The sequence below is a fragment of the Pseudonocardia zijingensis genome, assembly GCF_042657305.1.
GTDB classification, from domain to species: Bacteria; Actinomycetota; Actinomycetes; order Mycobacteriales; family Pseudonocardiaceae; genus Pseudonocardia; species Pseudonocardia zijingensis.
The window spans coordinates 49,798-73,510 of record NZ_JBHSKO010000025.1 but is presented as its reverse complement, the minus strand read 5'-3'; the positions used below and the strand labels follow the sequence as shown (position 1 = coordinate 73,510).

Below are 23,713 nucleotides of genomic sequence, written 5' to 3'. Positions count from 1 at the left end.
CCTTTCGATCTCGCCGTGAGTCGCCCACCGTGGTGCTCGCGTTACCGCGCGTCGCGCAGGTACGCCTCCAGCTCGGCCGCGCCCGCGAGCATGGCGCGCCCGCGGGCGGCCAGCCGGGCGTTCCACTCCTGCAGAGCAGCGTCCAGCGGCTCCAGCCCTCCGGCCGCCCGCACCTGGTCGATCAGCGGGGCGATCTGTTCCAACAGGTAGCCGCCCCGCCGGAGCTGGTGGACCATGCGGGCGTCGCGCACGTCGGCCTCGTCGTAGACGCGTTACCCGGTGTGCGGGTCGCGGTGCGGGCGCACCAGCCCCGCGCGTTCCCACGCGCGCAGGGTCGCGGGCCGGATCCCGAGCCTGCGGGCCAGCGGCCCGATGAACGTGACGCCGCGCTCCGAGACCACCACCGGCTCCAGGTCGCGCAGCGCGTTCTGCACGGCGCGCAGGGTTCGGCGGTCCTCGAGGAGTTGGACGTGGCTCTCGTCGATGAGCCGGAACGCCTCGTCGGGGTCTCCTGCGTGCACGGCGCGCATGATCGCCGTGGCGCTCCGGTGGCCGTGGGCGGGCACCAGCGCGAGGAACGCGCGCAGGGCCTGCGCGTGCAGCGGGGTGTAGGTGCGGTAGCCGTGGCGGGTGCGGTCCGCGGCCGGCAGGGCGCCGGTCTCCTCGTAGTTCCGGACCGCCTGGGTGGACAACCCGTGCGCGCGAGCCAGGTCGACCGGCCGCAGCCGGGTTTGAGGGTTTCGCGCCATCGTCCTGCACTTTTCCAGCCAAAGTTCCAACCGAGGGTTCAACGATACGGTTGACGGGCATGACCACCGACATCGACGCGGCCACCGTGATGGCGAAGTTCCCGGCCCGGCCCAGGCTGCTCGCCCTGGGCGAGCCGACGCACGGCGAGGACGACCTGCTCGACGTGCGCAACGCGCTCTTCCGGGAGCTCGTCGAGCAGCACGGCTATAGGACGGTCGCGCTCGAGAGCGACTGCATGGCGGGCCTGCTCGTGGACGACCACGTCACCTCGGGCGCGGGCAGCCTCGACGAGGTCATGGAGCGCGGGTTCAGCCACGGGTTCGGCGCGTCGGCGGCCAACCGCGAGCTCGTGCGGTGGATGCGCGAGCACAACGAGGGACGGCCCGCGGCCGAGCAGGTCCGCTTCGCCGGCGCCGACGGCCCGTTGGAGATCACCGGCGCCGCGAGCCCACGGCAGGCCCTCACCGCACTCCACGACTACCTCGCCAAGGGGCTGGGGGAGGACCTGCTCCCGTGCACCGCGGAGACGCTCGACCGGCTCCTCGGCGCGGACGACCGGTGGACCGAGCCCGCCGCGATGATGGACCCGGCGCGGTCGATCGGGCGGTCGGCCGAGGCCCGGGAGCTGCGGCTGGTCGCCGACGACCTCGTGGCGGTGCTCGCCACGCAAGCGCCGCGCCTGCTCGCCACGGGGTCGCGCGACGACTGGGAGCGGGCCCGCCTGTACGGGCGCACGGCCACCGGGCTGCTGCGCTACCACCACGGGATGGCCGACCCGTCGCCGCACCGCGTGTCCCGGTTGTGCGGCCTGCGCGACCGGATGATGGCCGACAACCTCCTCGCCGCCGCCGAACGGGGACCGGTGCTGGCCTTCGCGCACAACGCCCACCTCCAGCGGGACGAGAGCTCGATGGCGATGGGCGACCTGCGGGTGAGCTGGTGGAGCGCCGGGGCGCTCGTGGACGCACACCTGGGGGAGGAGTACGGCTTCCTGGCGATGGCCCTCGGCACGATCCACCACCACGGCGTGGGGGAACCGCCCGCGACCACGATCGAGGGGCGCCTGTCCGCGCTGCCCACGCTGCGGTGCCTCGTCGACCCCGCCGATCTCGATCCGACGGGGCTCGTCGCCCGCATGTCCCCCTGGTTCGGCTACGCCCCGCTCGACCCGGCCCACCTGCCGCGCTACGACGGGATCGTCTTCGTCCGGGACGTCGGACGGGGGTGACCGGCCGCCCGCTCCCTGGGAGAAGCGCACCCTGCCACCGGGGAGCGGCCGCCTGCACCGTGGACGGCATGAGCGACACCGAGAACGCGGTCGACGTCGTCGGCATGTGGGTCACCGCCGACGGCTACATCCGCCAGGAGCTGCGCGCCGACGGCCGCTACGACGAGGCCCGCGGCGACCGGGCCGGCGCGTACACCGGCCGGTACACGGTGACGGGCGCGCACCTGGACTACGTGGACGACACCGGCTTCACGGCCACCGGCGACATCCGCGACGGGGTGCTCCACCACGAGCACCTCGTGCTGTACCGGGAGTCCTGATCACGCGAGCCCGAACCGCTCCGCGACGAGCGCGAGGAGCTCCTCCTCGCTCGTCGCCGTGTCGACGGTGGCGGCGGGCAGGCCGCGGCTCGCCGTCTCCGCGGCGAGGCGGTCGGTGAAGAGGCGGTCCCGGGTGAGGAGGTTGCGCTGGGCGCGCTCCGGGTCGCTCGTGCGGCCCGGGATGTCACAGGACGTGCCGCGGCTGTTCAGGGCCGACCAGCGGAACCGGGGTGTCGGGAGCAGCCAGATCGCCTGGCTCGGGTCGGTGAGCAGTGGCTCCACCAGGTGGGGCAGCAATCGGAACCCCTCGGCGACGACGCCGCGTCCCGGGGGCAGTCGCAGCAGGTCCTCGACGACGAGGTCGAAGGCCTCGCCGCGGAACCAGTGGAACGTCTCCAGCATGACCTCGGGTGTGCGGGTCACCCAGCGCTCGTCCATGCTCATGCCGAGGAAGCGGCACAGCTCCGGCGCGGTCTCGGGAGTGCTCCGGCGCGCGTGGTCGGCCATGACGTCGTCAGTCGCGTACACCGTCATCCCGTGCCGCGCCGCGAGCCGATGCGCGATCGTCGACTTCCCGGCACCGCTGCCGCCGCCGATCCAGTAGACGTGCCGGAGCCGGTCCCGCGGAAGGGCCGTCACCGGTCCCGGTCCTCGCGCAGCAGCACGCACACCGCGTACGGCGCGTCGTCGCGCTCCCCGGCGACGCCCTCGACGCGGCCACGGCTGCGGATCTCCCCGGCGTAGCGCATGCCGATGCGCTCCATGACGGCGCGGGAGCGCGTGTTGTGCCGGACGGTGCAGGACACGACGGCGCGCGCGCCGAGGACGTCGAAGGCGTACGCCAGCCCGGCGCGCCCGATCTCGGCCGCGTAGCCGCGGCCGCGGTACCCGCCGCGCAGGGCCCACCCGATCTCGAGCCAGTGCGCGTGCGCGGGGAACGGCGAGCGCGCCGCGTGCACCTCGCGCACCCACGGCCGGTCGGGGAGGAACGCGTGGATCTGGCCCCAGTCGTCGTCGGCGGGCGTGCGCGACAGCCCGCCGCGGCCGACGACCTCGCCGCCCGCGCGGTCGTAGGCGATCCACTTGTGGACGCCGTGGGAGCGCCACGAGCCGGCCATCGACGCGGCCCACTCCCGCGCGTCCTCGATGCTGGGCCGATCGTCGTGGTACCACGGCCACACCTGGTCGTCGGCGTGCACGAGCCACAGGTCCTCGGCGTTGGCCGGGCCGACCGGGTCGAGCCGCAGGCGCGGCGTCCAGCGGGACACACGCCCAGACTGCCAGCGACCGGAGCGGCGCGGACAACCGTATTTCGGCGGTGGCTCCGGCGCTCGTCCAGCCGTGAACACACGACCGGACACCCCGTCGACGAGCACGGTCGCGGCCGGCGGGCAGCTCGGCGGGCTGGCCGTCACGTCGCGCCCGCTCGAGGCCTACCGCGACATGTTCCTGCTCACCGACGAGGAGCTGGTGGCGGGACCGATCCTCGACTGCCCCGGCGGTGCCGCGTCGTTCGGCGCGGAGCTGCGCGCCCTCGGCGGCACGGCGGTGAGCGTCGATCCCGGTTACGCGGCGGACCGGGCGGAGCTGCTGGCGCGGGCGCGGGCCGACCTGGACCGGGTGGTGGCGTGGCACCGGGCCCGGCCCGACAACTTCAACTGGGGCTATCTGGTGTCCCCGAACGCCGTCGACGCGTTCTTCCGGCGCGGGCTGGAGGAGTTCGCCGCGGACTTCGCCCTCGACGGCCGGCGGTACGTGGCCGCGAGCCTGCCCGACCTCCCGTTCGACGACGGTCACTTCCGTCTGGCGGTGAGCGGGTTCCTGCTGTTCGTCTACCCCGAGGTGTTCGACCTCGACGAGCACCACCGCTGCCTGGTGGAGCTCGCCCGCGTGACCGACGGCGAGGTGCGCGTGTTCCCGGTGCACGACACGTCCGGGACGGCCTTCCCCGCGTTGGACGAGCTGCGCGCGGCGCTGGCCGACAGCGGCGTGGAGAGCGAGCTGCGCGCCACCGGCTGCTCCTACGTCAGCTCCGGTGAGGACCGGATGTTCGTCTGTCGGCGAGGTCGTACCGGTCGAGGTTCATGACCTTGACCCACGCCGCCACGAAGTCGCGCACGAACTTCTCGCGCGCGTCGTCACTCGCGTAGACCTCGGCGAGCGCCCGCAGCTCCGAGTGCGAGCCGAAGATCAGGTCGGCGCGGCTCGCGGTCCACCGGACCTCACCGCTGTCGCGGTCGTGGCCGATGTAGGTGTCGGAGTGTTTGGCGCGCGGCTCCCAGGTGATGTCCATGTCGAGCAGGTTCGTGAAGAAGTCGTTGGTGAGCCTGCCGGGGGTGGCGGTGAGGACGCCGCGCGGCGACTGCTTGTGCGTGGCGCCGAGTGCCCGCATGCCGCCCACCAGCACCGTCATCTCCGGCGGGGTGAGCGTGAGCAGGTTGGCCCGGTCGACGAGCAGGTGCTCCGAGGGCAGGCGGGCGCCCTTGCCGCGCCAGTTGCGGAAGCCGTCGGCCGTGGGTTCGAGCGCGGCGAACCACTCGACGTCGGTCTGCTCCTGCGAGGCGTCGGTCCGGCCCGGCGTGAACGGCACCTCGACGGGGACGCCGGCATCCGCGGCCGCCTTCTCGACGGCGGCGCAGCCCGCGAGCACGACGAGGTCGGCCACGGAGATCGGCTGCTCGGAGGACTCCGCGATCTCCTCCAGGGTCCGCAGCACGCGCGCCAGCGCGTCGGGGTCGTTGACGTCCCAGTTGCGCTGCGGTTCGAGGCGGATCCGGCCGCCGTTGGCGCCGCCGCGCCGGTCGCTGATGCGGAACGTCGAGGCCGCCGCCCACGCCGTGGACACGAGGTCGGGCACCGACAACCCGGAGGCCAGCACCCGCTCCTTCAGGGCGGCGACGCCGGCGGCGTCGACGAGCTCGTGGTCGACGGGCGGCACCGGGTCCTGCCAGATCAGCTGCTCCTGCGGTACGAGCGGGCCGAGGTAGCGCTGGATCGGCCCCATGTCGATGTGGGTGAGCTTGAACCAGGCGCGCGCGAACGCGTCGGCCAGCTGGTCGGGGTGCTCGAGGAAGCGGCGCGAGATCGGCCCGTAGATCGGGTCGAGCCGCAGGGCGAGGTCCGTGGTGAGGATCGTCGGGTGGTGCCGCTTCTCCGGGTCGTGGGCGTCCGGCACCGTGCCCTCCGCCGCGCCGCCGCGCGGGAGCCACTGCCACAGCCCCGCCGGGCTCAGCTCCAGGTCCCACTCGATGCCGTACAGGTTCTCGAGGAAGGTGTTGTCCCACTGCGTCGGGGTGGGCGTCCAGGTGCCCTCCAGCCCGCTGGCGACGGTGTCCGCGCCCTTCCCAGTGCCGTGGCTGTTGCGCCACCCCATGCCCTGGTCCTCGATCGGGGCGCCCTCGGGTTCGGGGCCGAGGTGGCGTTCCGGGTCGGCGACGCCGTGGGTCTTGCCGAACGTGTGCCCGCCGACGATGAGCGCGACGGTCTCCTCGTCGTTCAGGCCCATGCGGTGGAACGTGTCGCGGATGTCCCGGGCCGACGTCAGCGGGTCCGGGACCGTGTTCGGCCCCTCCGGGTTGACGTAGATGAGGCCCATCTGGTCGGCGGCCAGGGGTTCCTCCAGGTCACGGACGCCGTCGTGGCGCTCGTCGCCGAGCCAGGCGTGCTCGGGACCCCAGTAGACGTCCTCGTCGGGCTCCCACACGTCCTCCCGGCCGCCGGCGAAGCCGAAGGTTTTGAAGCCCATCGACTCCAGGGCGCGGTTGCCCGCGAAGACCATCAGGTCGGCCCAGGACAGCTTGCGGCCGTACTTCTTCTTGACCGGCCACAGCAGCCGGCGGGCCTTGTCCAGGTTGCGGTTGTCGGGCCAGCTGTTCAGCGGGGCGAACCGCAGCATGGCGGCGCTCGCGCCGCCGCGGCCGTCGCGCACCCGGTAGGTGCCCGCGCAGTGCCAGGCCATCCGCAGCACGAGGGGGCCGTAGTGGCCGAAGTCGGCGGGCCACCAGTCCTGGGACGTGGTCAGCACCTCGTCGATGTCGCGGGCCACGGCGTCGAGGTCGAGGGTCTGGAACTCCGCGGCGTAGTCGAACTCCTCGCCCATCGGGTCGGAGGCGGGGGCGTGCTTGCGCAGGACGTCGACGTCGACCCGGCCCGGCCACCAGTCGTGGTTGGTGACGCCCCGGGTGGGCCGTCCGCTGGGTGCCGCCGGGGCGGGGAGGCCGAGACCGCCCGCGTCGTTGCGGACCGGACCCGGCGCCGTGCCGGGGCTCTGCACTTCGGTCATGGTGGGGAACCGCCCTTGGTTCGTCCCGTCCTGCAACGTCCCACCCAGCGTAAGTACGTCGGACGGCCCGCGTCACGTCCCAGCGGGAGAACACCTGGTCAGCGCACCACGCCCCGCTCGCGCAGGGCGGCCACCTCGCTCTCGGAGAGGCCGGCCCCGGTCAGCACCTCGTCGGTGTCGGCGCCCAGGGCGCGTCCGGTCGAGCGGATGCTGCCGGGCGTGCGGCCCATCCGCCACACGACGTTCTGCATGCGCACCGGCCCCAGCTCCGGATCGTCCACGGTGGTGATCATGTCGAGGGCCTGGACCTGCGGGTCGGTGAGGAGCTCGCTGGGCCGGTAGATCGGGGCGACGGCGGCGCCTGCCTCCTCGAACGCGGCGGTCACCTCGTCGCGAGTGCGCTCGGCGATCCAGCTCCCGACGTACTCGTCGAGCAGGTCGGCGTGCTGGGCGCGCCCGCGGCCGGTCGCGAACCACGCCTCCTGGGTGACCTCGGGGTGGCCCACCAGTTCCAGCACGCGGTGGGCGATGCTGCCTGCGCTCGTCGAGATCGCCACCCACTGCCCGTCCTCGGTGCGGTAGGTGTTGCGCGGCGCGTTGAACGTCGAGCGGTTGCCGGTGCGCTCCTGGTCGATGCCCAGCTGGTCGGCGTAGATCACGCCGGGCCCGACGGCCGTCATGATCGGGCTGAGCAGGTCGAGGTCGATCTCCTGGCCCTGGCCGTCGAGCTGGCGCCGGTAGAGCGCCATCGACACCGCGGCGGCTCCGGCCATGCCCGCGATCGAGTCGGCCAGCCCGAAGGCGGGCAGCGTGGGCGGGCCGTCGGGCTGGCCGGTGAGGTGGGCGAATCCGCTCATCGACTCCACGAGCGTGCCGAACGCCGCCCGCTTCGCGTACGGCCCGCGCTGCCCGAAGCCGGTGACGCGCAGCAGGATCAGCCCGGGGTTGTCCGCGGAGAGTACGTCGTAGCCCAGGCCCCAGCGCTCCAGGGTGCCGGGCCGGAAGTTCTCGATGACGACGTCGGCCGTGCGGGCGAGCGTGCGGAAGACCTGCGCGCCGTCGGGGTCGCCGAGGTAGAGCCCCACCGTGCGCTTGTTGCGGCTGATCATCTTCCACCACAGCGGCTCGCCGTCCTTGTCGAGCCCGTGGCCGCGCATCCCGTCGCCGCGGGTGGGGTGCTCGATCTTCACGACGTCGGCCCCGTAGTCGCCGAGGATCTGAGCCACCAGCGGTCCGGCGAGGATCGTCGAGGCGTCGAGGACCCGGATCCCCTCGAGCGGGCCGGTCATCGGTTGGTCTGGGGCCGGCGCACGTACTGCCCCTGCGGGTCGCCGACGACGTTGCCGCGGTCGAGCACGTGGTGGCCGCGCACCCACGTGTCGGTGACGCGCGCGCCCAGCTCGAAACCCTCGAACGGCGTGTATTCCTGCGTCGAGAGCGAGTCCTGGGCGTGCACCGTCCACGACGAGGACGTGTCGACGAGGCAGAGGTCGGCGTCGTAGCCGGGGGCGATCGTGCCCTTGCCGACCAGGCCGAAGCGCTGCGCGGGGTTCCACGACGTCAGCTGGGCGATCCGCTGGTTCGACAGACCCCGCCGGCGGCCCTCGCTGACCAGGCCCGGCAGCAGGTACTCCGCGCCGCCGAAGCCGGACTTCGCGGCGAAGACGTCCTCGCGTGGGTCGCCGAACTTCGTCTCGTCCTTGCAGCAGGCGTGGTCGGAGACGACCCAGCTCACGTCGCCCGCGAGCACGTGCTCCCACAGCGCCTCGACGTCCTCGCGGGAGCGGATCGGCGGGTTGACCTTGGACCCGATCCCGTTGGCGGTGTCGATGTCGGCGAGCAGGTGCCCGATGGTCACCTCGCGGCGGAAGTCGACGTGCGGGAACGTCTTCGCCATCAGCATGGCGGCCTTCATCGCCTTGCGCGACGACAGGTGCAGCAGGTTGATAGTCGGCAGGCCGGTCTCGTCGGCGAGGAACGACGCGATCGTGACGGCGAGGCCCTCGGAGTGCGGCGGGCGCGACGCGCTGTAGGCGGCGAGGCCCTCGAGCGTGCCGTCCTGCTCCACGAGCTTCGTGTACGCGGTCATGATCTCCGCGGTCTCGCAGTGCAGCGACAGCGAGACGTACGGGGCGACGTCGGTCAGCTTCTCCCGGGCCTCCTGGATGCCGCGCATGACGAACTCGAAGTGCGCGAGGTCGTAGCGCTCGTCCGGCGGGATCATGAGGAACGAGCTCTGGTCCGACGAGCGCCCGTGCAGGCCGTGGCTGCCGTAGAACATGAAGATCTTGAACGAGGTCACGCCGAAGTCCTCGACGATCGCCGGGATCTCGTCGATGTGCTGCTTCGACATCGGCGCGAGGTGGAAGGAGTAGTCGATGTACGAGCGCCCCGCGCTGCTCGCGAGCACCTGCGGGAAGAACTCGGAGTAGGGGCCGCCGCGGTTGAGGTAGTACTGCCCGGTGCGCATGTAGGTCAGGCCCGTGGTGACCCCGCCCTGCGCGCTCGCACGGCTCTCGGTGGCGGTGTCCTCCGCCAGCGGGTTGTAGATCCCCCAGTGCTGGTGGGCGTCGACGCCACCGGGGAAGGCGAGCAGGCCGCGGCCGTCGACGACGGTCTCGGCTTCCTCGGCGGGGATGCCCGCCTCGACGCGCACGAACTTCCCGTCCGCGATGCCGATGTCCAGGCTGTCCCCGTCCGGGGCACCGGTGTCGGGCCGCACGACGGTGACGTTCGTGATCAGGGTCTGGATCTTCTTCATCGGGGTCCTTCCGTCGAGGCGACGTGATCGGCGGCCAGGAACGCCAGGCCCAGCGCTGGGAGGAGGCCGTTGCCGGCCAGGTAGCCGGACGCGCCGTGGCCGGAGATACCGGCCGCGGCGCCGCCGGAGGCGTAGAGCCCGGGGATCGGGGCGCCGTCGGTCCGGAGCACGCGGGCGGATCCGTCGACGACGAGCCCGCCCTGGGTGTGGAACAGCGCGGGCACCACGCGGACCGCCGCGTAGGGCGGCTCCAGCGGTGCCTCGAAGTCGGTGCGGCCGAAGCGGTCGGCCCCGTCGACCCGGGCCGGCGCGCCGAGCTCCGCGGCGACCTCGCCGGCAGGGAGCCCGGTCGCCTCGGCCAGGGCCTCGGCATCGTCGGCCCAGACGAGCGCACCGGAGTCGACGGTCTGGCGGAAGTCGGTGAACGGCAGGCACGCGTCGTGGATGCGCCGGTCGAACACCAGCCACCCCGTGGCGTCCGGCCGTCCCGCGAGCACAGCGGCGTACTCGGAGTAGCCGGTGGTCTCGTCGCCGAAGCGGCGGCCGGTGAGGTCGAGCACGACCCCGCCGTGCATGACGGTGGCCCAGCCGACCAGCGTGGCCGACTTCTGGGCGAGCGCGGCGTGGCCCTGGTAGGCGTCGAGGAAGGCGGTCTGCGCGCCGAGCGCCTCCCCGATGCGCAGCGCGTCGCCGCGGGAGGTCTCGCTGCCGTGGTAGACGGCGCCGGCGATCTCCGGGCAGTGCCGGGCGACGAGCCCGGGGTCGGCGCCGTAGCCGTTCGTGGCCAGCAGCACGGCCGGCGTCCCGATCTCCTCGCGGGCGCCGTCGGGCGTCTCCACGACGGCCGCGCGCACCGCGCCCGCGTCGTCCACCCGCACGTCGACGAGCCGGGCCGGCGCCATGACGTCGATCCGGGGCGAGGCGGCCACCGCGGCGGCGAGGTGGTCGAGCAGCACCGTGCCGTGCCGGCCCTCCACCGTGTGGCAGCGGTCGACCGAGTGGCCGGGGTAGTGGAAATCGGTGACGAGGGAGAGCGCGAGGCCGGTGTCGTCGGCCAGCCACTCGACGAGCCGCGGGCTCACCTCCGCGAGCGCGCGGGCCAGCCGCTCGTCCCCGGTGCCCTTCGTCTTGCGCCGGACGTCGTCGACGAAGAGGTCGGGGGAGTCCGCGATGCCGGCGGCCCGCTGCCAGCCCGTGCCGACCCCGGGGATCATCGCCGTGGACATCGAGGTGTTGTTCCCGCGGCGGTAGTGCTCGCTCGCCTCGACCACCAGCACGTCGAGGCCCTGCTGCGCGGCCCGCAGCGCGGCGACGAGCCCGCCGCCCGCTCCCGCGACGACGAGGTCGGGTCCCGTCCCGCTCATGCCCCGGCCGCCAGCACGCGCAGCGCGAGCGCCGTCGGGTCCACCACGGGCAGCCCGGGCCGCTCCGGCACGGCCACGGCCGAGCAGCCGTTGATGACGGCCGCCGCCCCGTCACCCTCCAGCGCCGCGAGAGCGCCGCCGACCGCGTCGTCCCAGCGTTGGGCGTCCGCGATCGCGTCCACGTCCAGGTCGAGCACGCGGACGCCGGTGAACTGCCCGGACCAGCCGTACTCCGCCACCTTGCCGGCCAGCTCGTCCGCGATGGCCTTGTTGCGGGCCACCGCCCCCGCGCGCCGTCCGGTGAGCACCTGCCAGCCCATCGACAGGCGCAGGATGCCGACGACCGGCAGCTCGCCCTGCAGCAGGCTGACGCCGGGGTCGAGGACGCAGTCGGGCAGGAGCACGTCGTACCCGGGCGGGGCGGCCCGCAGTGCGTCGACGACGAGCCGCTCGGACTCGCGGACCTCCTCGGCGGTGTCCAGCGCGCGCGGCGCGTCCGGGCCGATGTCGTGCAGCTCGAGGTGCAGGCCCGGCGGGCACAGCGCGTCGTAGCGCTCCTGGCGGCGGGCCAGCTCGCCGGCGTCGACGTGGATCGGTGTCACGGCGTGGATGCGCACGCAAGCCTCCTGAGCGGGATCGAGACGTCGCCGGCCGCCGCGAGCTCGGCGCTGCACCGGGCGACCTCGATGGCCGTGGCGGAGCCGAGCAGCTCCGCCAGCAGGTCCTGCAGCGCGGCGGCGTCCATCGGGTGGTGGGCGCTGTCGCCCACCGGGTTCGGCACCTCGCGCGTGACGTCCCCGGACGGGAGCCGGACGGTTACGCGCGCGGCGCGCTCGTCGGGGAGCCGCGCGGTGAGGTCGGGGGCCTCCCGGACCACCACCCGGGCCGCGAGCGCCTCGACGCGGGGATCGTGCAGGGCTGCGCCGCTCGACGCTGCCGGGCGCACGTGCCCGTGGACCAGCGCGGATGCGACGACGAACGGGGTGGAGAACAGCGCGCCCAGCCGGGAGTCCCAGGTCGTGCGGGTGAGCCCGGCCGCGAGCGCGTGCGTCTCGACCACGACCTCCCGCACGTCGTCGACCGGGATCTCGGGGCGGAGCGCGAGCACCACGTCGGCGGCCGGGTGGGTGAACGAGCAGGCCGCGTACCGCTTGAAGTAGCCCAGCTCGACGTCCCAGCGCTCGCCGAGCCCGTCGGCCACCGCGTCCGGGTCGAACCCGCCGAGCAGCTCGCCCAGCGCGATCGCGGCGGTTCCGGTGTTGCGGGCGACGCCGCCCAGCGCCATCCGGGCGGCGGCGAGGCCGGAGAGGTTGGAGGCGGCCATCCACGCGTCGCGCACCGGGTTGCCGTCCAGCGCGCTGCCGAAGTGGCCCGCGACCGGCAGCCCGGCCCCGGTGTCGATCGCCGCCGCGACGTCGTCCGCGCCGAGGCCGAGCAGCCGGGCGCACCCGGCGGCCGCCCCGGCCACACCCCACGACCCGTGCGGGTGGGCACCGGCCCGCAGGCTCGTGGCCCGCCCGAACCGGCTCGCCACCTCGTACGCCACGAGGAGCGCGGCCATGGTCTCCGGGCCGGACGCACCCCGCTCGGCGGCCAGCGCCAGCACGGCGGGGAACGCGTGCGCCGCGGGATGGCCCTTGGCGTACTTGTTGCCCTCGTCGAGCTCCAGCCGCACGAGCGCGGCCGCGTTCAGCCACGCGGATGCCTCGACGGTGGTGGTGCGGCCCGCGCCCAGCAGGGGAGCGGGGCCGTCCGCCGGACGCCACGCCTCCACGAGCCGCCGCTGCTCCGGCTCCCGCGCCCCGGCCAGGGCCACCCCGAGCGTGTCGAGCAGCACCAGTTCGAGCCGCTCCCGCACGCGCGGCGGGACGTCGTCCCAGCGCAGCGCGGCGGCCCACGCCCCGGCCTTGGCCGTCGCTCCGGCAGCGTCCATCACAACCCCAGGTATGCGGCGCGGACGCGGTCGTCCCGGGCCAGTTCGGAGCCGGTGCCGCTGAGCACGATGCTGCCGCTCTCCAGCACGTAGGCGCGGTCGGCGATGTCGAGGGCCTGCGCGGCGTTCTGCTCCACCAGCAGCACGGCGACGCCCCGGTCGCGGATCGCCCGCACGGCGTCGAGGACGGCCCACGTGAGCTTCGGCGACAGCCCGGTGGACGGCTCGTCGAGCATCAGCAGCCGCGGGCGGGCCATCAGCGCCCGCCCGATCGCGAGCATCTGCTGCTGGCCCCCGGAGAGCGTCTCGGCCGACTGCCTGCGGCGTTCGGCGAGGATCGGGAAGAGCGCGAAGACCTCGGCGAGGTCGTCGTCGACCTGCTTCCCGCCGCGCGTCCAGGCGCCCATCCGCAGGTTCTCCAGCACGGTGAGCGGGCCGAAGAGCGCCCGGCCCTCCGGCACGTGCACGAGCCCGCGCCGCACCAGCTCGCTGGGCCGCACCCCGACGGCGGGGTCGCCGCGGAACGTCACGGTGCCCGCGGTCGGCGCCAGCATCCCGGAGATCGTCTTCAGCGTGGTGGTCTTGCCCGCCCCGTTCCCCCCGACGACGGCGACGATCTCACCCTCGCCGACGGTCAGGCCGATGCCGTGCAGGATCTGCAGGTGGTGGTAGCCGGCCGACAGGCCCTCAACGGTCAGCATCGGGCTCCTCCCCGAGGTAGGCCTCGATCACCCGCGGGTCCCGCGTGACCTCTTCGGGCGCGCCGTGGGTGAGCACCCGCCCCAGGTCGAGCACGAGGACCGAGTCGGACAGGCGCATGACCGCCGCCATGATGTGCTCGACGAACACGAGCGTGACGCCGTCCTGGGTGCGCAGCTCGTCGAGCAGGTCCATCACCGGTTCGCGCTCGGCGGGCACGAGGCCGGCCAGCACCTCGTCGAGCAGCAGCACGCGTGGCCTGCTCGCGAGCGCCCTGGCGAGCTCGAGGCGCTTGAGCGCGGCCGTGGGGAGGCCCTCGCTGGGTGCGTCGCGCCACCGGCCGAGGCCGACCCGCTCGATCACCTCCGCGGCCGTGGTGCGCGCGTTCCGCCGGGACCCGCCGCCCGCGAGCACCGCGATCGTGACGTTCTCCAGCACACTCATCGAGTAGAACGGGCGCATCAGCTGGAACGTGCGCGCCATCCCGGCGGCGAGCACGCGGTGCGGCGGGCGGCCGGTGATGTCCGTGCCGTCGAGGTGCACGGCGCCGGCGTCCGGGGCGAGCGCGCCCGTCACCAGGTTGAACGTGGTGGTCTTGCCGGCGCCGTTGGGTCCGATGATCCCGAGGATGGCCCCCTCGGCCACCTCGAAACCGACGTCGTCCACGGCACGCAGGCCCTTGAAGGACTTCGTGAGCCCTTCCACGCGCAGCAGGCTCATCGGCGCGACCACCTGTCGCGCAGCGCCCCGTAGATGCCCTTGGGCAGGAGCAGGATGATCACGATCAGCAGGACCCCGTAGAGGATCACGTCGAGACCGCCCCGGCCCTGCAGGAACTCCAGGAACGGCGGCGGGTTGCGCAGCACCGTCGCGGTGACGTCGGACAGCGGGCCGAGCACGGCCGCCCCGATCACCGGGCCCCAGACCGTGCCGACGCCGCCGATCACGGCGGGCAGGATCGCCTGGATCGACTGGCTCGACCCGAACGCGAGGTCGGGGTCGACGAACAGGTAGTACTGCACGTAGAACGCGCCGGCGACCGAGCTGATCGCGCCCGCGAGCGCCATCGTCACGAGTTTGTAGCGCATCACGGGGATGCCGACGCTCGCCGCCGCGTCCTCGTCGTCGCGGGCGGCGAGGGTGAACTGCCCGGCCCGCGACCGCAGGAACAGGATGCTGACGACGAGCGCGGCGACCGTGAGCCCGAGCGCGATCCAGAAGTAGTTGGGCGACCCCGGCTCGAACTGCAGGTACCACCACGAGTTCTCCGGCAGCAGCGGCACGTGGTAGCCCTCGGCGCGGTTCACGAAGTCGCTGTTCGTGGCCCAGAGCCGCAGCATCTCGGCGAACGCGAACGTCGCGAGCGCGAAGTAGGCGCCGCGCAGCCTGTAGCGCAGGGCGAGGAACCCGATGACCGTGGCGAAGCCCGCCGCGACGGCCATGCCCGCGACCATCCCGATCCAGGGCGAGACGTCGTGCTCGACGAGCAGCCAGGCCGTGGTGTAGGCGCCGAGGCCGAAGTAGGCGGCGTGGCCGAAGCTGAACATGCCGCCGAAACCGCTCATGACGTTCCAGCCGATGGCCAGGATCGCGAAGATCAGAACGCGGACGACCACGGCCTCCTGCGCACCGGGCAGCACGAGCGGCAACGGCACGAGCAGCACCGCCAGCACGGCCACCACGGTGAGGTGGCGGTTCCACGGCTGCCGCGGCAGCGCGGCCGGCGGCGCGGGCTCGTCGGTCATGGTGGGTGCGGCCGTCATCCGGACCTCCCGAACAGGCCCTGCGGGCGCAGGAAGAGGACGAGCACGAACACGATGAAGACCGACAGCAGCGGGCTCTGCCCCGGCAGGAGCAGCCCGCCCACCTGCTCGGCGAGGCCGATGACCAGGCCGCTCGCCAGCGCCCCGGCGACGTTGCCCATGCCGCCGAGCACCACCACGATGAACGCGATGATGTTGAACTGGGCGCCGGTGGTCGGCTCGATCGTCACGAGCGGGGCCACGAGCGCGCCGGCCGCGCCCGCGCACGCGGTGCCGATCGCGAACGTCACCATGTGGATCCGGCGGGTGTCGATCCCGACCAGCTCCGCGCCGACGTGGTGGGCTGCCACCGCGCGGATGGCCGTGCCCAGGCGGGTGCGCTGCAGCAGCAGGAACAGCAGCCCGGCCAGCAGGATCGCCCCCGCGAAGGCGAGGATGCGCGACAGGTCGGCCACCGCGCCGAGGATCGGCACGCCGCGGTCGCCGGGCAGGGTGACCGAGCGCGGGTCGGCGCCGAAGAACAGCAGCAGCGCGTTCTCGACCACCATCGCCAGCCCGAGCGTGATGAGCAGCTGGTTCTCCAGCGGCCGACCCATCGCGCCTGCGAGGACGCCACGCTGCACGAGCGCACCGAGCGCGAACATCAGGACGGTACAGACGCCGAGCGCGACGTAGGGGTGCATCCCGGTGGAGGCCACCAGCCAGTACGTGGCGAACAGCGCGAGCGCGAGGAACGACCCGTGCGCGAAGTTGACGATGTCGAGCACGCCGAAGATCAGGGTGAGGCCCATCGCGACGAGGCCGTAGACCCCGCCGACCAGGATCCCGGTGATCACTGCCTGGGACACGACGATGCCGCTGCCCGACTGCACGTAGGCGAGCACGATCGCGAGGACGATCACGCCGAGCACGGCCGCCACCCGCCCCCAGGGGATCCGGGGGCGGGCCGGGGCGTCGGCGGGTGCCGTGGTGGTCATCGCGCCGCGGGCGCCGGCTGACCGGGGTAGAGCGGAGCGGCCTCGGCGAACGAGTCCGGGTGGACCTGGCGGACGGCACCGCCCTGCACCTGCATGAGGATCGGGATGGCGTTGCGGTTCTCACCCGTGTCGTCGAACGCGATCGGGCCGCCGCTGGCCAGCAATGTGTCGACCTCGCCGGAGGCGATGGCGTCCCGCACGGCCGTGGGGTCGGCCGCCCCGGCCTTCTCGAGCGCCTGGGCGATCACCTGCACCGCGTCGTAGCTGAGCACCGCACCGGTGCGGATCGCGTCGCCGTACTGCTGCTCGTAGCGGGAGGCGAGCTCCTGCATCGCGGGCTTGGTCATGTCGGCGTGGTAGTTCGCGTCGAAGAAGCCCTCGCCCGCCTGGCCGACCTCGGCCGGGAACTGCGGCAGGTCGAACGCGCCGTTGGCCACGCCGAACACCGCGTCGACGCCCGGCTGCACCGTCTGCACGGCCTGGGCCGCGAGCACGCCGTCGCGGTAGTAGCCGGTCACCACCAGCACGTCCACGTCGGCGGCCTTGACCTGCGTCATCTGCGTGGTGAGGTCGGGCACGCTCGCCGCGTCGTACGCGATGACCGGGCCGACCGTCATGCCGAGCTCCTGCGCCTGCGCCGTGAACGAGTCGCGGATCCCGCTCCCGAACGGGCCCTGCTCGTGCAGGATCGCCACGGTCTTGGCCGGGGTGTTCGCGGCGGTGGAGACCTCGCTCAGGTACTTCGCCGCCTGCGCGCCGAGCACCGAGGAGCTGGGCTGCACGCGGAACGTGTACTTGTAGCCCTGCTCCAGGATCGAGTCGGCGGTGGAGACGTCGATGACCAGCGGCACCTTGTTCCGCTCGGCCACCGACGAGACGTTCGCGGTGACCGCGCTCTGGTAGGTGCCGACCAGGCCGACCGCGCCCTCCTGCACCAGCCGCTGCGCCTCGCTCTGCCCGACCTCGGGCTTGCCCTGCGTGTCGGCGCTCAGCAGCTCGAGCTTCGCCCCGCCGAGCGCCGCGATGCCGCCCGCCGCGTTGATCGTCTCGACGGCGAGCTTGGCGCCGTTGTCCATCTGCTGCCCGTCGGCCGCGGCCGCGCCGCTGAGCGGGTGCAGCGATCCGATCTTGATGGTGCCCTCGGGGCTGACCCCGCCCGCGGGTGCGTCGTCCGTGGCGCCGGAGGGTGCCGACCCGCCGCAGGCCGCGAGGCCGAAGGAGAGGGCGCACGCCAGCGCGGCGATCCAGGTCTTCCTCATGTCTGCTCCTGCCCGGTGGGGGCTTCGTTCCGGTCGCCGGAACATTGGTGCGGAGGATGCTGCACTGGTTGGCGGACGTGGTCAAGGGGAAGAGCGGTTACAACCGAGTTATGCACGTCGATCGCGGCCACTCCCCTTGACGAACCGTGCCGCGCTCGTCGACTATCGTTCCGCTCGCAGGAACGGTCGGGGAAGGCGGGGGCGTGGCGGACATCAACGGCACGGAGGCGGCGGCTCGGGTCGCCGACGTCCTGCTCCTGTTCACCGACGGCCCCGACTCGCTGGGCGTCTCGGCGATCGCGCGCCGGCTCGGGCTCTCCAAGGCCGTGGTGCACCGCATCCTGCGGACGCTCACCGACCGCGGCCTGCTCGCCGCCGACCCCGTGTCGCGCGGCTACCGGCTCGGCCCGGCGTCCGCCGCCCTCGGCGCCAGGGCCCTGCGCGAGTCGAAGGTGCGCACCGTCGCGATGCCGGTGCTGCGCGAGCTGCAGGCCGCCACCGACGAGACCACCACGATCTCGGCCCGGGTCCCCGATGGTCGTGTGTACCTCGACCAGGTCGAGAGCACGCAGGAGATCAAGATGACCGTGGAGGTCGGCCGCCGCTTCCCGCTCCACGCGGGCGGATCCAGCACGTGCATCCTCGCGTTCCTCCCACCCCACGAGCAGGAGGCGGTCCTCGCCGACGAGCTCGCCGCGATGACCCACCGCACCGTCACCGACGGCGCCGTGCTGCGCGCGCGGCTCGCCGAGGTCCGCGCGGCCGGCTACGCCCACTCGATCGGCGAACGGCAGAGCGGCGCCGCGTCCGTGGCGGCACCGGTCTTCGCTTTCGACGGCACCGTCGTCGGCGCGATCTCCGTGTGCGGCCCCGCCGACCGCGTCGACGACGCCGCCCGGGAGCGGTTCGCACCGCTGCTGACCGACGCGGCCGACCGGATCTCCCGCGCGCTCGGGTGGCGCGGCGGGCTCCCCGACGACGCCGGCCAGGAGTCGGCGTGACCCGGGTGCCCCGGTCCTGGCTCTACGTCCCCGGCCACCGCGCCGACCGCGTCCAGAAGGCGCTGGTCGCCGGAGCCGACGCCGTGGTCGTGGACCTCGAGGACGCGGTGCCGCCCGACCGCAAGGCGGCTGCCCGCGAGGCGGTCGCCGCCGCCGTCGCCGCCGTCGCGCCCGGCGGCCCGCAGCTGTGGGTCCGGGTGAACGACCCCGACGGCCCGTGGGGCGATGCCGACCTGGACGCCGTCACCGGTTCCGGGATCGCGGGCATCCGCCTCCCGCGCAGCGCCGACCCCGGCACGGTCCGCGCCGTCGGCGAGCGCACCGGCCTCCCGATGCAACTGGTGATCGAGACCGCTGCCGGCCTCGCCCGCGCGACGGAGCTCGCCACCGCACACCCGCTCGTCGCCGGCCTCGGGCTCGGCGAGGCGGACCTCTCGGCCGACCTGCGGCTCGTCTCCGACGCCGGCCTCGACTGGGCGCGCGGCTGGATCGTCGTCGCGGCCCGAGCCGCCGGCCTGCCCTCCCCGGTGCAGAGCGTCTGGACCGACGTCGCCGACCTCGACGGGCTCCGCGCCAGCAGCGAACGCGGGCGCGCCACCGGTTTCGTCGGGCGATCCGTGGTGCACCCGCGCCAGCTGCCCGTCGTCCACGACGTCTACACCCCCACTCCCGCGCAGGTGCGCCGCGCCGCCGCCGTCGTCCGCACGGCCGACGAGGCCCGTGCCCGCGGCGAGGTCGCCGTTCTCGACGCGGACGGGCGGTTCGTCGACCCCGCCGTCGTCGAGCGCGCCCGCGTCGTGCTCGAACTCGCCGCCCCCACAGGAGGAGACCGATGACCGACCCGCTACTGGCCGCCGTGAGCAGCGGCGTCCGGCTCGTCGAGCTCGGCCAGCCGCACTTCACCGGGATGCCCTGCTCCCCGAACCACCCCGGTTTCCGCATGAGCCTCGCGCGCAGGCACGGCGACGTGGTCCGCCCGGACGGCGGATCCGCCTCGAACGAGATCATCGTGACCGGCGGGCACGTCGGCACCCACGTCGACGCGCTCTCGCACGTCAGCCACGACGGCCTCCTGCACGGCGGCGTCGACGCGGCCGAGGCGCAGCGCGGCGGGCGCTTCTCCCAGCTCGGCGCCGAGCACACCCCGCCGCTGCTCACCCGCGGCGTCCTCCTCGACGTCGCGGGCACGCACGGCGTGGACGTCCTCCCCGCCGGCTACGGCGTCACGGCCCGCGACCTGCAGGACGCCGCCGACAGCGCGGGCGTGCAGGTGGGCCGCGGCGACGTCGTGCTGGTCCGGACCGGCTGGGCGCGGCACTTCGACACCGACCCCACCACCTACCTCGGCCAGGAGGACGGGGTGCCCGGCCCCACGCCGGACGCGGGGGCCTGGCTCGCCGAGGCGGGAGTGGTGACCACCGGCGCGGACACCACCGCCTACGAGCAGATCAAGCCGGGCGCCGGGCACAGCGTGCTGCCGGTGCACCGGGTGCTGCTCGTCGAAGCCGGGATCCACATCATCGAGCACATGAACCTCGAGCCCGCGGCCGCCGCGGGGCTCACCGAGTTCGTGTTCGTCATGGCGCCGCTGCGCATCGTCGGCGGCACCGGGTCGCCGGTGCGGCCGGTCGCGGCGGTGGCGGCGTGACGGCGGCAGCCACCGAGACCGTCGTCCAGCGCCTCGCGCGCCTCGCGCACGACGTGCAGCAGGACGGGCTGCCACCGCACCTGCGCGCCGACGTCGCCCGGCGCCTGCTCGACGTCCTCGGCAACAGCGTGGCCGCCACCGGCCAGCCGACCGCGGGCTCGGTCGCCGCGGTGGTGCGGGGGTGGGGCGGCCCGCCCGACGCCACCGCGATCGGCACCGGGCTGCGGCTGCCGGCCCCCTCGGCCGCTTTGCTCAACGGCACGCTCGCGCACTCCCTCGACTTCGACGACACCCACCTGCCCTCGGTGCTGCACCCGTCGTCGCCCGTCGTGCCCGCCGCGCTCGCCGTGGCCGAGGCCACCGGCGCTCCCGCCCCCGTGCTGCTCGACGCCGCCGGTGTGGGCATCGAGGTCGCGGTGCGGCTCGGCATGGGCGGCTACGACCGCGAGCTGGGCAACTCCGTGTTCTTCGAGCGCGGCCAGCACGCCACCTCGATCTGCGGCGCCGTGGGTGCTGCCGTCGCCGCCGCCGTGGTGGGCGGGCTGGACGCCGAGCGGATCGCCCACGCCGCGGGCATCGCGGCCAGCATGGGCGCCGGGCTGCTCGAGGCCAACCGCACCGGTGGCACCGTCAAGCGGATGCACTGCGGGTGGGCCGCCCACTCCGGCGTGGTGGCAGCCGACCTCGCGAAGCACGGGCTCACCGGCCCGCCCACCGTGGTGGAGGGCCGGTTCGGGTTCCTGCAGGCGTTCTGCGGCGAGCGCGCGGACGCCGACGCCGTGATCGCTGGCCTCGGGGAGCACTGGGAACTGCCGGGCATCTTCTTCAAGCCCTACCCGTGCAACCACTTCACCCACGCCGGCATCGACGCGGCGCTGGAACTGCGCGCCCGCGGCGTCGACCCGGCGCGGATCGAGGAGATCGAACTCGGCGTCGCCTCGCCCGTGTTGCGCACGATCGCGCAGCCGCCCGAGGAGAAGGCGCGCCCCCGGTCGGGCTACCACGCCGCGTTCAGCGGGCCGTACACCGTGGCCGCGGCGCTGCTCGGTGGGGGAGGGCTGGGCCTGGGGCACGGCGACTTCACCGACGAGGCGGCCGCCGACGAGCGGCGGCTCGCGCTGGCCGCGAAGGTGCGCTGCGTGCCCGACGCCCGCTGCGACGAGATCTTCCCGAACCAGTTCCCCGCGGTGCTGCGCGTCCGCCTCGACGACGGCGAACGCCACGAGGTGCGCGTCGACGCCAACCGCGGCGGCCCCGGCAACCCGCTGACCGCGGCCGAGCACGCCGCGAAGTTCGCGCTCAACGCCGGGCAGGTCCTCGACGCCGGCACCGTCACCGCGGTCTCCGACGCGGTGCTGGCACTGCCCGAGCGGGGCACCGTCGGCGGGGTGATGGATCTGCTGCGCTGAACCGTGCGGCCGTGAGCCCCGTGTGGCCAGTGGGTGCTTCGGCGGGGAGGACGGCGCATGGTCGGGCTGCGGGTCGCGCTCGTCGGTCTGCTCGTCGTGGCGCTCGCGGCGTGCGCTGCGCCTGCAGCCGGCGAGGACGCAGCCGGTCCGGCCCGGCTGCTGCAGATGAACCTGTGCAACAGCGGCATCGCCGCCTGCTACGCCGGTGGCCGGTCGATCGACGAGGCCGCCGCGGTGATCCGTTCCGAGGCGCCGGACCTGGTGACCCTGAACGAGGTGTGCGAGGGCGACGTCGCGGTGCTCGCGCAGGCGCTCACCGCGGCCCTGCCCGGCGCGCAGCCGGCCTCGGCGTTCCGGGCTGCCCGTGACCGGGACACCGGCGACGCGTACCGCTGCCGCAACGGCCAGCCGTTCGGCAACGGCGTGCTGTCCCGCTGGCCGTCCGCGCCCGGTTCCCCGCCCGCTGACGGGATCTTCCCGGCGCAGGACCCGGAGGACCCGGAGGAGCGGAGCTGGGTGTGCCTCGAGGTGGCGGCCGCCGCCCCGGCCGCCGGCGTCTGCACCACGCATCTCGCCTACACCGACCGTTCCGTCACGATCGAGGAGTGCCGGTACCTGTTCGGCACCGTGGTGGCCGGGATGCGCGCGCGGGGCCCGGTGGTGCTGGGCGGCGACCTGAACCTCGGCTCCGACGACGGCGCCGACCTCGCCTCCTGCCTCCCCGCCGACCACCCGACCGCCGACGACGGCGCCGTCCAGGTGGTGGCCGTGACCCCCGAACTCGCCCTGCCGGACGCCCGCCTGATCGACCTGAACGGCGCGTCCGACCACCCGGGCCTGCTGGCCACGCTCGTCATGCGGCGGCCCTGACCCGTCTGGGCAGCAGGGCGTCGAGGAACGGTTCGGGGTCGAGCCGGTCGCCGTACCAGTCCGGGGTGAGCGTGAGGTGGTCGATGCGGGCGTGCCGCTCGGCCAGGTCCTCCAGGTTGCCGTTCAGCTGCGCCGCGGTCGCCGGGATGGGTGAGTCGTCGGGGCGGGTGAACTCCCACCTCCCGTCGCGGCGGACGATCCGGTAGCCGTGGTCGTGGATGACCGTGTGGTGGTGGCTGCACAACAGCACCAGATTGTCGATGTCCGTAGGCCCGCCGAATGCCCACCACCAGACGTGGTGGGCGTTCAGGAATCGGGTGTGTGCACATCCGGGGAATTGGCATCCGTCCCCGTCGCGCACGCGCAGTGCGGTGATCTGGGAGTCGGTGGCCAGGCGGCGGGAGCGGCCGAGGTACATGCGGTTGCCGGTGCGGTCGTTCAGCAGAACCTGCACCCGCGCATCGCACGCCAGCCGTTCTGCGGTGGTGCGGGGGATCTCGGGCCCGTTCTCCAACCGGGCGCTCCCGGAGTCGACATCGAGGTGGACGATCACCTTGGCGTCGCCGCGCGCGACGACCGGCCCGTCGCCGGGTTCGCGGGTGACGTACTCGACGAGCGCGTCGGCCCGCCGGGCCTCGGTCCGGTCCACCGCCCTGCCCGGTTCCTGTTCCCGGGCCATCTCGTCGAGGTCGGGTGGCACCGGCTCCCGCTGCGGCGTGACCGGCTGCCTGTCCGGTACCCGGGCGTTGATGGCGTTGATGAACGCCGCCCCAGCGTCGGCGGTGAGCCGGGCCCGCACGGTCAACGATCCGTCGTCGTCCCAGCTCCAGGTCAGCGACCTGCGAGCGGCCGTGTCGCCGGCGGGTATGTGCCGGCGCCGTACCGCGCGGACCACGGTTTCGAGGTGTCCGGTGGTGCCGCGCAGGGCCAGGGAGAGCAGGACCTGCTCGGCGGTCTCGGGATCAGCCACGGTGGTGTGCGTCAATTCGGAGGTGCCTGCGGCGATTTCCGCGGCCATCTTCGTGAGTGTCGCCGCATCGGTGCCGACGAGCCGGGTGATGGCGCGGACCTTGGAGTAGGACAGCCGTCCGGCGGCGAAGGCCTCGGTGATCTTCGGTAACCGTTGCAGGGCGTGGGCGACGCGGAGGCGCTCGTTCGCGGTACGGATGCTCATGCCGGCACGCCAGGACAGCCAGTGCGCGCACGAGTGGATGCCGTCGATCGCCCAGCCGCGGCGGTCGTCGAATTCGGCGAGCAGCTGCAGGAAGCGGCATTCGGCGGCGGCGAGTTGCCCGGCGAGCGTGAGGAGTTCCTTTTCGAGGGTGTCGTCGGCGAGGCCGGTGGGGAGGGGCAGGATGGTGGCGGTCATGGATTCAGGATGGCAGCCGGGTCTGACAATTCCGGGTGTTCAGGTGCGATCTCGTTCAAGATTTTCTGCGGCAGGTTCAG

At 73.8% G+C, this 23,713-nt stretch carries 22 protein-coding genes and 1 pseudogene; 8 read left to right on the top strand and 15 right to left on the bottom strand.

Annotation, left to right across the window (positions count from 1 at the left end; genetic code table 11):
• Nucleotides 1–41: 41 nt before the first annotated feature.
• Nucleotides 42–749: pseudogene (locus tag ACFPL3_RS33715) on the bottom strand (TioE family transcriptional regulator).
• 59 nt (nt 750–808) lie between these two features.
• Here ACFPL3_RS33715 and ACFPL3_RS33710 point away from each other — a divergent pair.
• Nucleotides 809–1,978: an erythromycin esterase family protein gene (locus tag ACFPL3_RS33710; protein ID WP_343943003.1), complete on the top strand. Its 1,170-nt coding sequence runs from the start codon at nt 809–811 to the stop codon at nt 1,976–1,978.
• A 68-nt stretch (nt 1,979–2,046) separates the two neighbouring features.
• Nucleotides 2,047–2,298, top strand: a complete 252-nt coding sequence (locus ACFPL3_RS33705) for an Atu4866 domain-containing protein (protein WP_343943002.1) — start codon at nt 2,047–2,049, stop codon at nt 2,296–2,298.
• Here ACFPL3_RS33705 and ACFPL3_RS33700 read toward each other — a convergent pair whose 3' ends face one another.
• Nucleotides 2,299–2,937 (bottom strand): hypothetical protein, encoded by a 639-nt coding sequence (locus tag ACFPL3_RS33700; protein WP_343943001.1) that lies wholly within the window; start codon nt 2,935–2,937, stop codon nt 2,299–2,301.
• Entirely contained in the window at nt 2,934–3,566 is a 633-nt protein-coding gene (locus tag ACFPL3_RS33695; protein WP_343943000.1) for a GNAT family N-acetyltransferase, read from the bottom strand. The genes ACFPL3_RS33700 and ACFPL3_RS33695 overlap by 4 nt, the downstream gene beginning before the upstream one ends.
• Nucleotides 3,567–3,639: 73 nt before the next feature.
• On the opposite strand from ACFPL3_RS33695, the gene ACFPL3_RS33690 reads away from it, so the two are divergent.
• Entirely contained in the window at nt 3,640–4,386 is a 747-nt protein-coding gene (locus ACFPL3_RS33690; RefSeq protein WP_343942999.1) for a hypothetical protein, read from the top strand.
• Here ACFPL3_RS33690 and katG read toward each other — a convergent pair.
• The 11 genes from katG to ACFPL3_RS33635 form a co-directional block, all read right to left on the bottom strand.
• On the bottom strand, nt 4,325–6,580 hold the full coding sequence (gene katG, locus ACFPL3_RS33685; protein WP_343942998.1) for a catalase/peroxidase HPI: 2,256 nt from the start codon (nt 6,578–6,580) through the stop codon (nt 4,325–4,327). The two genes, ACFPL3_RS33690 and katG, sit on opposite strands and share 62 nt — an antisense overlap.
• Nucleotides 6,581–6,678: 98 nt before the next feature.
• Nucleotides 6,679–7,869 carry a CaiB/BaiF CoA transferase family protein gene (locus ACFPL3_RS33680; protein ID WP_343942997.1) on the bottom strand — a complete coding sequence of 397 codons (1,191 nt, stop codon included), beginning with the start codon at nt 7,867–7,869 and terminating at the stop codon, nt 6,679–6,681.
• On the bottom strand, nt 7,866–9,341 hold the full coding sequence (locus ACFPL3_RS33675) for a dihydroorotase (RefSeq protein WP_343942996.1): 1,476 nt from the start codon (nt 9,339–9,341) through the stop codon (nt 7,866–7,868). Before ACFPL3_RS33675 ends, ACFPL3_RS33680 begins: the two co-directional genes overlap by 4 nt.
• Nucleotides 9,338–10,705: an FAD-dependent oxidoreductase gene (locus tag ACFPL3_RS33670; RefSeq protein WP_343942995.1), complete on the bottom strand. Its 1,368-nt coding sequence runs from the start codon at nt 10,703–10,705 to the stop codon at nt 9,338–9,340. Before ACFPL3_RS33670 ends, ACFPL3_RS33675 begins: the two co-directional genes overlap by 4 nt.
• Nucleotides 10,702–11,322 (bottom strand): aspartate/glutamate racemase family protein, encoded by a 621-nt coding sequence (locus ACFPL3_RS33665; RefSeq protein ID WP_343942994.1) that lies wholly within the window; start codon nt 11,320–11,322, stop codon nt 10,702–10,704. Before ACFPL3_RS33665 ends, ACFPL3_RS33670 begins: the two co-directional genes overlap by 4 nt.
• Nucleotides 11,304–12,638 carry an MmgE/PrpD family protein gene (locus ACFPL3_RS33660; protein WP_343942993.1) on the bottom strand — a complete coding sequence of 445 codons (1,335 nt, stop codon included), beginning with the start codon at nt 12,636–12,638 and terminating at the stop codon, nt 11,304–11,306. The genes ACFPL3_RS33665 and ACFPL3_RS33660 overlap by 19 nt, the downstream gene beginning before the upstream one ends.
• Nucleotides 12,638–13,339: an ABC transporter ATP-binding protein gene (locus ACFPL3_RS33655; protein ID WP_343942992.1), complete on the bottom strand. Its 702-nt coding sequence runs from the start codon at nt 13,337–13,339 to the stop codon at nt 12,638–12,640. The genes ACFPL3_RS33660 and ACFPL3_RS33655 overlap by 1 nt, the downstream gene beginning before the upstream one ends.
• Entirely contained in the window at nt 13,326–14,057 is a 732-nt protein-coding gene (locus ACFPL3_RS33650; RefSeq protein ID WP_343942991.1) for an ABC transporter ATP-binding protein, read from the bottom strand. The genes ACFPL3_RS33655 and ACFPL3_RS33650 overlap by 14 nt, the downstream gene beginning before the upstream one ends.
• Entirely contained in the window at nt 14,054–15,100 is a 1,047-nt protein-coding gene (locus ACFPL3_RS33645; protein ID WP_343942990.1) for a branched-chain amino acid ABC transporter permease, read from the bottom strand. Before ACFPL3_RS33645 ends, ACFPL3_RS33650 begins: the two co-directional genes overlap by 4 nt.
• Complete coding sequence (locus ACFPL3_RS33640) at nt 15,097–16,077, bottom strand: branched-chain amino acid ABC transporter permease (protein WP_343942989.1); 981 nt, start codon at nt 16,075–16,077, stop codon at nt 15,097–15,099. The genes ACFPL3_RS33645 and ACFPL3_RS33640 overlap by 4 nt, the downstream gene beginning before the upstream one ends.
• On the bottom strand, nt 16,074–17,336 hold the full coding sequence (locus ACFPL3_RS33635; RefSeq protein ID WP_343942988.1) for an ABC transporter substrate-binding protein: 1,263 nt from the start codon (nt 17,334–17,336) through the stop codon (nt 16,074–16,076). The genes ACFPL3_RS33640 and ACFPL3_RS33635 overlap by 4 nt, the downstream gene beginning before the upstream one ends.
• Before the next feature lie 203 nt (nt 17,337–17,539).
• On the opposite strand from ACFPL3_RS33635, the gene ACFPL3_RS33630 reads away from it, so the two are divergent.
• From ACFPL3_RS33630 to ACFPL3_RS33610, 5 genes are read left to right on the top strand one after another with little or no spacing between them, the layout of a single operon-like run.
• Nucleotides 17,540–18,337: an IclR family transcriptional regulator gene (locus ACFPL3_RS33630; RefSeq protein WP_343942987.1), complete on the top strand. Its 798-nt coding sequence runs from the start codon at nt 17,540–17,542 to the stop codon at nt 18,335–18,337.
• Nucleotides 18,334–19,173 (top strand): HpcH/HpaI aldolase/citrate lyase family protein, encoded by an 840-nt coding sequence (locus ACFPL3_RS33625; protein ID WP_343942986.1) that lies wholly within the window; start codon nt 18,334–18,336, stop codon nt 19,171–19,173. The genes ACFPL3_RS33630 and ACFPL3_RS33625 overlap by 4 nt, the downstream gene beginning before the upstream one ends.
• Nucleotides 19,170–19,985 (top strand): cyclase family protein, encoded by an 816-nt coding sequence (locus ACFPL3_RS33620; protein WP_343942985.1) that lies wholly within the window; start codon nt 19,170–19,172, stop codon nt 19,983–19,985. The genes ACFPL3_RS33625 and ACFPL3_RS33620 overlap by 4 nt, the downstream gene beginning before the upstream one ends.
• A complete protein-coding gene (locus ACFPL3_RS33615) occupies nt 19,982–21,394 on the top strand; it encodes an MmgE/PrpD family protein (protein ID WP_343942984.1) in 1,413 nt (470 codons plus the stop codon). Before ACFPL3_RS33620 ends, ACFPL3_RS33615 begins: the two co-directional genes overlap by 4 nt.
• 57 nt (nt 21,395–21,451) lie before the next feature.
• Nucleotides 21,452–22,264 carry an endonuclease/exonuclease/phosphatase family protein gene (locus ACFPL3_RS33610; RefSeq protein WP_379590150.1) on the top strand — a complete coding sequence of 271 codons (813 nt, stop codon included), beginning with the start codon at nt 21,452–21,454 and terminating at the stop codon, nt 22,262–22,264.
• Here ACFPL3_RS33610 and ACFPL3_RS33605 read toward each other — a convergent pair.
• Complete coding sequence (locus ACFPL3_RS33605) at nt 22,248–23,633, bottom strand: HNH endonuclease signature motif containing protein (RefSeq protein WP_343942983.1); 1,386 nt, start codon at nt 23,631–23,633, stop codon at nt 22,248–22,250. The genes ACFPL3_RS33610 and ACFPL3_RS33605 overlap by 17 nt on opposite strands.
• Between the last annotated feature and the right edge of the window lie 80 nt (nt 23,634–23,713).

Bases quoted from the DNA above. Each gene is read 5' to 3' on its own strand.
- ACFPL3_RS33650 (WP_343942991.1), bottom strand. From the start codon at position 14,057: ATGAGCCTGCTGCGCGTGGAAGGGCTCACGAAGTCCTTCAAGGGCCTG.
- ACFPL3_RS33670 (WP_343942995.1), bottom strand. From the start codon at position 10,705: ATGAGCGGGACGGGACCCGACCTCGTCGTCGCGGGAGCGGGCGGCGGG.
- ACFPL3_RS33640 (WP_343942989.1), bottom strand. From the start codon at position 16,077: ATGACCACCACGGCACCCGCCGACGCCCCGGCCCGCCCCCGGATCCCC.
- ACFPL3_RS33620 (WP_343942985.1), top strand. From the start codon at position 19,170: ATGACCGACCCGCTACTGGCCGCCGTGAGCAGCGGCGTCCGGCTCGTC.
- ACFPL3_RS33635 (WP_343942988.1), bottom strand. From the start codon at position 17,336: ATGAGGAAGACCTGGATCGCCGCGCTGGCGTGCGCCCTCTCCTTCGGC.
- ACFPL3_RS33680 (WP_343942997.1), bottom strand. From the start codon at position 7,869: ATGACCGGCCCGCTCGAGGGGATCCGGGTCCTCGACGCCTCGACGATC.
- ACFPL3_RS33675 (WP_343942996.1), bottom strand. From the start codon at position 9,341: ATGAAGAAGATCCAGACCCTGATCACGAACGTCACCGTCGTGCGGCCC.
- ACFPL3_RS33710 (WP_343943003.1), top strand. From the start codon at position 809: ATGACCACCGACATCGACGCGGCCACCGTGATGGCGAAGTTCCCGGCC.
- ACFPL3_RS33705 (WP_343943002.1), top strand. From the start codon at position 2,047: ATGAGCGACACCGAGAACGCGGTCGACGTCGTCGGCATGTGGGTCACC.
- ACFPL3_RS33605 (WP_343942983.1), bottom strand. From the start codon at position 23,633: ATGACCGCCACCATCCTGCCCCTCCCCACCGGCCTCGCCGACGACACC.
- katG (WP_343942998.1), bottom strand. From the start codon at position 6,580: ATGACCGAAGTGCAGAGCCCCGGCACGGCGCCGGGTCCGGTCCGCAAC.
- ACFPL3_RS33610 (WP_379590150.1), top strand. From the start codon at position 21,452: ATGGTCGGGCTGCGGGTCGCGCTCGTCGGTCTGCTCGTCGTGGCGCTC.
- ACFPL3_RS33660 (WP_343942993.1), bottom strand. From the start codon at position 12,638: ATGGACGCTGCCGGAGCGACGGCCAAGGCCGGGGCGTGGGCCGCCGCG.
- ACFPL3_RS33645 (WP_343942990.1), bottom strand. From the start codon at position 15,100: ATGACGGCCGCACCCACCATGACCGACGAGCCCGCGCCGCCGGCCGCG.
- ACFPL3_RS33655 (WP_343942992.1), bottom strand. From the start codon at position 13,339: ATGCTGACCGTTGAGGGCCTGTCGGCCGGCTACCACCACCTGCAGATC.